7 protein-coding genes and 2 pseudogenes are annotated in these 8,456 nt (G+C 40.7%); 3 read left to right on the top strand and 6 right to left on the bottom strand.

What is annotated here, in order from left to right; genetic code table 11:
• Window positions 1-91: pseudogene (locus FTU46_RS16325) on the top strand (IS5/IS1182 family transposase); the annotation flags it as partial.
• 22 nt (window positions 92-113) lie between these two features.
• Here FTU46_RS16325 and FTU46_RS16320 read toward each other — a convergent pair.
• The 4 genes from FTU46_RS16320 to tusA all read right to left on the bottom strand — a co-directional run bounded on the left by FTU46_RS16320 (window position 114) and on the right by tusA (window position 4,974).
• Window positions 114-545, bottom strand: a complete 432-nt coding sequence (locus FTU46_RS16320) for a hypothetical protein (protein ID WP_180105342.1) — start codon at window positions 543-545, stop codon at window positions 114-116.
• Window positions 546-563: 18 nt separating this feature from the next.
• The gene (locus FTU46_RS16315) at window positions 564-1,682 is read right to left on the bottom strand and encodes a hypothetical protein (protein ID WP_180105341.1); all 1,119 of its coding nucleotides are present in this window, start codon (window positions 1,680-1,682) and stop codon (window positions 564-566) included.
• Window positions 1,679-4,468 (bottom strand): type VI secretion system Vgr family protein, encoded by a 2,790-nt coding sequence (locus tag FTU46_RS16310; RefSeq protein WP_180105340.1) that lies wholly within the window; start codon window positions 4,466-4,468, stop codon window positions 1,679-1,681. The genes FTU46_RS16315 and FTU46_RS16310 overlap by 4 nt, the downstream gene beginning before the upstream one ends.
• Window positions 4,469-4,713: 245 nt before the next feature.
• Window positions 4,714-4,974: a sulfurtransferase TusA gene (gene tusA, locus FTU46_RS16305; RefSeq protein WP_180105339.1), complete on the bottom strand. Its 261-nt coding sequence runs from the start codon at window positions 4,972-4,974 to the stop codon at window positions 4,714-4,716.
• A gap of 201 nt (window positions 4,975-5,175) precedes the next feature.
• On the opposite strand from tusA, the gene FTU46_RS16300 reads away from it, so the two are divergent.
• Both FTU46_RS16300 and lnt read left to right on the top strand, forming a co-directional pair.
• A complete protein-coding gene (locus FTU46_RS16300) occupies window positions 5,176-6,015 on the top strand; it encodes an HlyC/CorC family transporter (RefSeq protein ID WP_004781742.1) in 840 nt (279 codons plus the stop codon).
• Window positions 6,012-7,571 carry an apolipoprotein N-acyltransferase gene (gene lnt / locus FTU46_RS16295; RefSeq protein WP_180105338.1) on the top strand — a complete coding sequence of 520 codons (1,560 nt, stop codon included), beginning with the start codon at window positions 6,012-6,014 and terminating at the stop codon, window positions 7,569-7,571. The genes FTU46_RS16300 and lnt overlap by 4 nt, the downstream gene beginning before the upstream one ends.
• A 151-nt stretch (window positions 7,572-7,722) precedes the next feature.
• Here lnt and FTU46_RS16290 read toward each other — a convergent pair whose 3' ends face one another.
• Window positions 7,723-8,058, bottom strand: coding sequence for a hypothetical protein (locus tag FTU46_RS16290; RefSeq protein WP_180105337.1), 336 nt, complete (start codon window positions 8,056-8,058; stop codon window positions 7,723-7,725).
• 306 nt (window positions 8,059-8,364) lie between these two features.
• Window positions 8,365-8,456: pseudogene (locus tag FTU46_RS16285) on the bottom strand (IS5/IS1182 family transposase); the annotation flags it as partial.

Genomic DNA, 8,456 nt, shown 5'->3' with positions numbered 1-8,456 from the left:
TAGAGGAATAGCTACTCGATATGACAAGCTCAAAAGAAATTATCAAAGTTCTGTTGCCTTAGCCTGTATATTTTTATGGCTACCGTTATAGGGTTAATTATGAACAGTAAGTGTCAACAGATCCTAATAGATTTAAATATTTTATCTGCATCATGGCGCTGCCAAATATGGAATAGGCTGTTATGGGTACAATTCATAGCTTTTAATATTTCTTCTTGGGTTTGAATTGAGTTGTAACCATCTAATTTTTTATTAAGAACCTCAAAAAATAATTTATCAGTATTATTTAATTCATTCGGTATATCAATAATGTCTTTTATTGTTTGCACAGTCCAGATTGGTTGAGGGAGTAAATCTTCCCCATAAACCATAATAGATATCCTTACTATGTCTATATAAGGTATTTTTATTATTACATCATCTATATTTACGCCCACAATCTGATCATGCTCTAAGCTAAAATTTTTAATTTTAGTTTTATAATTACTCGTATCTAAATTTTTATTAGCTTCTTTTCTTACTAACCTTTTTAAAAACTTAAACATACAGGCTACCTACTGGAATTAAAATAAAGTCCATTCTGTAAAAGCTTCCAACTCTTCATCATAAGCTTCAACTAATTTATATACTCCATACCCTCCCGCTAGACCGCCAATTATTACACCTACTGTTGAACATATGGGAGACCCGGGGCCACAAATTCCTCCTGCAATAGCACCACCCACAGCGCCAGCTGCCACTCCTGAGCCTATGGTTGCGGCTTCTTTATAAAATTCCTTTTCTTTATTCTCAGCTGAAAAAATCTCATACCAAGCATAGGAAATTGAAATAACGACAATTACTCTGCCTAGTGGTTTCATATACTTTGCTGCTTTATCAAAAGTTCCATGGGATGCCCCTGATCCTTTAACTACACTATAAAAAACTTTATTTTTATCTGCTGTTGAAAGCGCCTGAAAATATGAATTTCTTGTACCTGTTGATGCTTTTACATAATGATCTAAGGTTTGTCTTGACTGATCTTTCAGTCTTTTCCATTTATCAGGATCTTTTAATTTCAATGCATAATATTCTAAGAATTGATCTAAGCTTTTAGCCGCTATTTTTTCTTTTTGTGATACTGCTAACGCGATTGGAGAATTCTTTTTCCTGGTCTGTTCTAAGATATCATTTCTTAATGTATGAGCCTCTTTCGAAGCATCTTTTACAGTCATTCTTCCATTTTCAACATCCTTTAAGTAATCATGACTCATTTTTTTAATTGCTTTCATATAAGCAATTCTTAAGGAGCTATCATGATCTAAAAAGTTATTACTAAAGTAAAGTGCTGTACCATGTAAGGCTTCAAGTGCTATTTCTAATTCATTTTTAACTTTAACAGGTACTTTATTTAATTCTGCTTGTTTTGTTGTACCTGTAGTTGATTTTAATTTATATATCGATTTATTAAATTCGCCATTTTCTAGTGCGGGAACACGCACTCTGGCAATTTTTGAATTATTTAAAATTAACTCTACAAAGATTAAATCTAATTTATTGCAACTATAGATTTTGGTACAACCATTCGGATCAATTTTTCCTCCATAACTTTTTTGAGTTGTCGTATTTAGTAAGGTATAGCTTAATTTTGATAAAAGGTCTTTATTATCACAGGATACTTTTAAACGAGCCGTATAAGTCATTCTTCTAACTCCGATATCTCTGCATCATATTTATGCACCATAACCGTATATTTTTCTTCCTTATTTTTTGAGGTAATTCTAATAATTCCATCTTTGGGAACCTCTCCTGTTCGTACATTCCCCTTAGAATCAATAAGACTAAAAATTGGAGAGCTTTCTAATAATTTATTGTTTATTTTATGTCGCACATCGAACTCTAAAATATAGGAACTATTATATGAGGCAGGAAGATAGGGAATATCATGTATTGTCTTTTCCCCTGATAAAAATTGATGCTGCCCTGCCTTCATCTCAAACTGACCACCCGTCGTCGGCAAAATTCCGGCACTACTGATTTCAACCTGAGAACCGCCCGCAGTTAAAACAATTTTCTTTGCTGCTGTAATTTCGATCTGATCTTCAGTGGAGACAATTTTGATACCTTTGCGTGCAATAACATCCATCCCATCATTTTGCCCCTGTAGTTCAACTTTCCCTTTTGCGGCATAAGCACTTAGGCCTTGTTGAGCTGCAAACAGACTCACTTTAGAAGAGGCATGCCCAATAATATTTTTTTGTGAACTTAAGTTAATACTGTCCGCTGCCTGGTGGCTAATTTGACCCTCCGCAGACAAATAAATATCCTGCTGAGTACTCAGTGCAATGGATTTTGGTGCTGTCAGAATCATAATTGCCTGTTTAAAGGCAGCTGCTTTGTCTTGATCTTGCTGTTTAATTTGCTCAATAAAGCTTTTTAAATTTTCAAAGATTTCAAGCGGATCAGTTTGCTGGTTTTTAGCAACATCACTTAGCGCCTGGCTCATCTGCAAGCCTGATTCAAGCTGGCTTTTCGCTGGTTCAGCATCCATATGTGAACCGTCTGCGGCTTGCTGTTTATGAGCCGAAATCAATAACCCTTTACCTGCACGGACTGCACCCCATTGGTCAGTTCTAAGTTCAAAGCCTTCACCCCGTCCTTCATTTTCAGCCTGTTCTTTTGAATAACTTAAGTTACCCAGATTGAGCTGACTGGCAGCTTGACTACTATGTAACTGTATACTGATCTGGCCAGTCGTATCATCAAAACGTAACTGGTTAAAGCCTTGCCCCTGTACTTCTTGCGAGCGAATACCACTGAGTTTTTTGGTATCTGGTAGTTGTCCTTTTTGATCAAACTTCGTCGGAGAACGTTGGCCTTCATGAATCCGACCTACCACAAAAGGCCGATCAATATTGCCATCAAAAAAGTCGACGACCACAATTTCACCAATGCGTGGCAAGAAACGGACACCATAACCTATACCTGCCCACGGGGTCAGAACATCTACCCAGGCTGAATCTGTATCACTGTCATTGCTGCCTGCGCCACCATCGTGAGCATGGTCATCCGGACGAGTGAACAGAAAACGGATTTTGATCCGCCCCCATTCATCCACATAAATTTCTTCATCTTCTGGCCCGACTACCTTGGCGCATTGCGGATAGGCCTGTGGCCGCTGCAATAAAGGTTGATACTCAGGAACCAAGTGAATATGGCGACGTTGCAAGACTAGCTGGTTGGCCTGACACTCACCTGCGTCCTTGGATTCTGTCATCTGCCAACAGCTTTGCTGAATTAAAGCATGAACCTGCTCATTTAAGTCTTTAGGCAAATTATTTTGGTTATAAAATTTCCTAGAGATGATTAAAAATTCTTTATCTACTGCTGGATGCTGGTCAATTTCAGGATGCTGATCCAGCCGAAACCAGTAACCCACTTGGGCATCACGTACCGTGGATGTTGCTAAAAATTGTTTGGCCTGTGCATCATAGAAATGCTGCAAATTTTGGTTTATTTTCTCGATTTGTGCATCCGAGGCTAGAGTTGCCTGATCTGCATGCCTGAGATCAGTGATCCATGCCGGACTGATGTTCCAGCCTTGTTCCAATGCCAGGCTGGCATTATCCTGAACCTGACTCTGCTGGTGCTTGCTTTGTACTGAACCTATGCCTTCTTCCTGATTCAAGCGACCGGCATGCCAGCGCTGGATATGTACAGCGGTCGGCTGCAACTGTCGTTCTGCAATAAAACTGGTCATGCTATCTTCTTGTTCAGTCGCACTGGAACGATGGAAACGGATCGCTCTGCGGCTTAAAGCTTGGTAGTAGCTATTGTCATCAATTAATCTAAGCTTTTGCGCTGCAATCGCTGCAGATGAATGCACAACTATAAGCTCAGACTCATCAATCAGCCAGTTAATCCCCTCACTACGCCATAAACGGGTTAAAAAGTCATAGTCGCTTTCATTCAACTGCATAGTAAAAGGACGCACATCATAAGTTTGCTGCAAACCGGATAAATCCAGCTTGAGTGCAGCCGCAAATAATGGACTCTTACGCTGCCATTCTTTGAATAAGATTTCAGTAATCTCTCGGACACTCTTGTCCATGAACACACGACTATTACGGCGTTTATGCCATAGCGACGTTGCATCTTCCAGGGTGAGTTTATAAAGCACTAATGCACCATCACTCTGTCCCTGAGTTGCTGCAGTAATAATTCCGGAACTGCGAAATAACTGTCCTTGATCCGTGACCTGATCTATCGCTACTTGAATTCCAATAAATTCCTTAAGGGGAATCAAGGCATTAGTCGACACACAAATCAGCTCAATCTTTAGTCCCTGATTCAGGACATGTTGGCCATCAATACGTTGCAGAAAAACTTCAGAATTAAGTTTTTGATGGGAAAACTGAACAAGCAAAGCACGCTTCTGTGCGCTAAGACCCAATTGCTCTAATACTTGAGCGATATGATTTTTTATCATTTTTAATTGTTATAAATATTTTTGCGGCATTATAGTGAATTATTTATATCCAGCCTAGATTCATTGGTCTGGCCATGGTTCCGATTCATCACTGTAATTCTGGAAGAGGCTTGAATATCAAAATTTTTATTTTCTGAAAATCAGGAATTTCAAGCAGATCAACTATTCAAAAAAATAGCTTTCTTTTCATTTTAATCTTTCAATAATATGGGCAAATGAATCACTCATCTGCCCAAAAAAATCTTTTAACCGCCTTTTTTTACCAGATAATGGAACTCTTTATTGCCATTTTCATCCAGACGCTCCTCTTGGAGTAGCAGTTCATGGCCAAGGTGCATACAAAATTTTGGAATATCCCAGAAAGTTGAATTATCCGTAGCAAAAACTTCAACTACATCACCAGCTTTAGACTTACGGATGGCTTGATGCAACATCATCACTGGCTCAGGGCAGCGTAATCCACGGGTATTCAATTGCAGGCTTGGCGTAATTTCGGCTTCAGACATCGACAGACTCAGGAATTCAAGATCAGCCTTATTTTAGCATAAAGCGGCTATCGCATTGCAGCCCGCGCTTTGAGCCAATTCACAAAACCATACTGACCCGTGCGATCAAGTCTGCGCAGCATAATTACAATAGACAAGCGTATTTTCTGCGGTATGATAAAATCACGTTTTTTTAGATATTAAGAGTCTTTAGGAAAGATCATGCACGAGGAATCAGGCCCGTCGTGGGGTATGCGCGGCTTACGCAAATGGCTGGGAACTGCACCCGAAACTCGCGACGAACTGCTAAAATTAGTACAAGATTCACGTCGATTTTTAGAACCCGATACTGTTGCAATGCTGGAAGGCGTATTGGATCTGCCGGCCACCAAAATTCGTGAAGTCATGACGCCAAGAACGTCCATGATTAGCTTGCAGGAAGATGACCAACTTCTGGAAATTCTGCATGTTTTAGTTGAATCTGCGCATTCGCGATTCCCTGTGTTCTCATCGGATCAACCGGATAATGTAGTTGGTATTTTACTGGCCAAAGATCTGCTTCCTTTCCTGACCGAGCCTTCTTCCAAAGTCGATATTCGTGCCTTGATGCGTCAGCCGCTGTTTGTGCCGGAAAGTGCGCGTTCGGATCAGGTTCTACGTATGCTGAAAAATACCCAGACTCATATTGCGGTAGTGATTGATGAGTACGGTACAACTTCAGGCCTGGTAACCCTAGAAGATATTCTCGAAGAAATTGTGGGTGAAATTGAAGACGAACATGATATTGCGGATGAAGAAGCACAATATATTGTTCCGGATCAAGACCCGAAGACAGCCAATACCTGGGTAGTACAAGCGCTGACGCCAATCGAGCATTTTAACAATATGCTAGATGCCAATTTCTCCGATGATGAAGTTGAAACCATGGGCGGTTTGTTATTACAAGAAATCGGTCTGGTAAATGATTTGGAAGGTCAGACGATTGAACTGGAAAACTGGCAATTTACCATTCTTGAGGCAGATTCACGTTCTATTCGTTTAATTCGAGCTGTGCGCCAATGAGAGCATATTTCGATAAGCTATTAAATCCAGCCCAGCAGCAAAAGCAGCTAGCCTTAATTTATCCTGTATTGATTGCCTTATTTGCCGGCGCTATTTTTAGCCTGGCACTGGCACCTTATCATTACTGGTGGCTGGCAATTCTGTCTCCTGCTTTATTGTATGCTTGCGTCCGTGGTCGTAGTGCGAAACAGGCCTTTGGCATTGGCTGGGCTTATGGGATTGGATTGTGGTTTGTGGGTGCATTCTGGCTCTATACCTCTATTCATGTGTATGGCGATACCAGTGCTTTCCTGAGCGTAATCATGATCCTGATCATGGCGATCGTCATGGGACTGTTTACTGCGCTTCAGACTTTTATTTATCGTCGCTTTTTCCCGGAAACACCCCTTACCTTCGCCCCACTTTGGGTGATCTTTGAATGGGCCAAAACCTGGGTATTTACCGGTTTCCCATGGCTCTTTGCAGGTTATGCTTTTACTGAGCTCTATCTGGATGCCTATGCGCCTTTATTCGGTGTATTTGGGGTGTCCTTTGTAGTGATTGTTCTAGCTTGTGCGCTGGTTGAAATTTTAAGTAAACGGGTCTTCTGGATCGTTCTTTCTGCACTCTTGTTATTGGGTGCTTGGGGCGCAGCACAACTGACTTTCGTGCAAGAAAAAAATCAAAAGCCGCTCACTGTTTCTCTGATTCAGGGCAATATCCCCCAAGACCTGAAATGGTTAACTGAATATCAGGTAAAAACCCTGCTGATCTATGCCAATCTGAGCAAGACCGAATGGGGACGTGACCTGATTGTCTGGCCAGAATCTTCGATTCCGATGTTCCAGACCGACATCGAACCTTTCTTGGATGCCATGAAAGTTCAGGCAGAAAAATCTGGAACAGCTTGGGTCACAGGTATTCCGTTCTGGGATCTGGCTGAGTCACAGGAAGCAGGCACGCCAAAATATTACAATAGCATCATGGCGACCGGTAATGAGTCGAGTGGTTTGTATAAGAAGCAGCGTCTGGTGCCTTTTGGGGAATATATTCCACTTTCTGGCGCACTCAGCTGGGTACTGCCAGCTCTGCAAAACGACCCTTCGGTGAGTGGTTTCTCGCGTGGTGCGGATATCCAGAAACCATTAAATGTGAAAAACCATCCTCTAGGTGCGGCAATTTGCTATGAAGTGGCTTATCCAAACCTGACTCGTCGTAATGCCAGCCAAAGCGATTTTCTGGTGACCGTATCTAATGATGCCTGGTTTACTGGCACTGCCGGTCCACAGCAACATTTACAGATGGTACAAATGCGGGCCAAGGAAAATGGTCGCTGGTTTATTCGTGCTACCAATACTGGGGTAACTGCGTTCATCGACCACAATGGCCATATTGTGAAACGTGCACCTATGGATAAAGAAGCTATACTCCGCGGTGAGCTACCCGCCATGCAGGGTGAAACGCTCTACATGAAACTCAGCGACTGGCCAGTGCTGATTTTCTCCGTATTGCTCTTATTACTAGGTTGGCGCTTCCGCCCACGTAAAGTGGATATCAGCTTTAAGTCGAGAAGATAATTCTCTCAAAAGCGCCCTTTTGCAAAAGGTGAGCCATATATGGTGCAAGAAGGGGGATTAATTTTCTAAATCCCTCCCGGCCTCCCTTTTTAAAAGGGAGGAACTATAAAAAAACCGAGGTTCATGCCTCGGTTTTTTTATCTATATGTTATTAAAACTGGATCACCAGATAAGACAACATGCTCGCCAGTGACAGCATTGGAATATAACGATAGACCTGTACAATACCGTTTTCAAATGCAGAAGCCTGTTCTTGTTTAAACTGCACGACAGATGCTTTTAATGCTGACCAGAAGCATAGTACGAATAAGGTACTCATCATGCTAATGGCAAAGAAACCCACCATAATCTGGCTGCTGCCTTCAGTGGTCTGCCATAAATGCAAAATTCCTTGGCTGGCTGGAAGAATGCTTAAAACCAAAAGAACAGATTTCAGCATCGACCAATGAAACTGGTTTATTTCATCCGACAATATTAATGCTTTCATACCATTCTCCTTTGGCTAAAAAAGGGCCATTAAGAATATTATGAGCTATTTTTTGTAAATAGAAAGTCTATATTTATTCACATTTTACGATAATTGTAATAGATAAATATGGGAATAATTCTTATTATAACTATCAAATCATCAATATTATAGTAATAGCATTAAATTCAGTTATTTATATTATATTTTATGATTGAGAGTTATTATCACTTCACCCAATATTGAAACAATCAATCAAGTGAAGTGATATATTCAATAACCTACTAATTTATAGGGTCTGTTGACACTTACTGTTCATAATTAACCCTATAACGGTAGCCATAAAAATATACAGGCTAAGGCAACAGAACTTTGATAATTTCTTTTGAGCTTGTCATATCGAGTAGCTATTCCTCTAA

Source organism: Acinetobacter sp. YH12108, assembly GCF_013419055.1.
In the GTDB taxonomy this organism is placed as follows: Bacteria; Pseudomonadota; Gammaproteobacteria; order Pseudomonadales; family Moraxellaceae; genus Acinetobacter.
The sequence above is the reverse complement of the archived record's forward strand: the minus strand, read 5'-3'. Positions and strand labels throughout refer to the sequence as shown.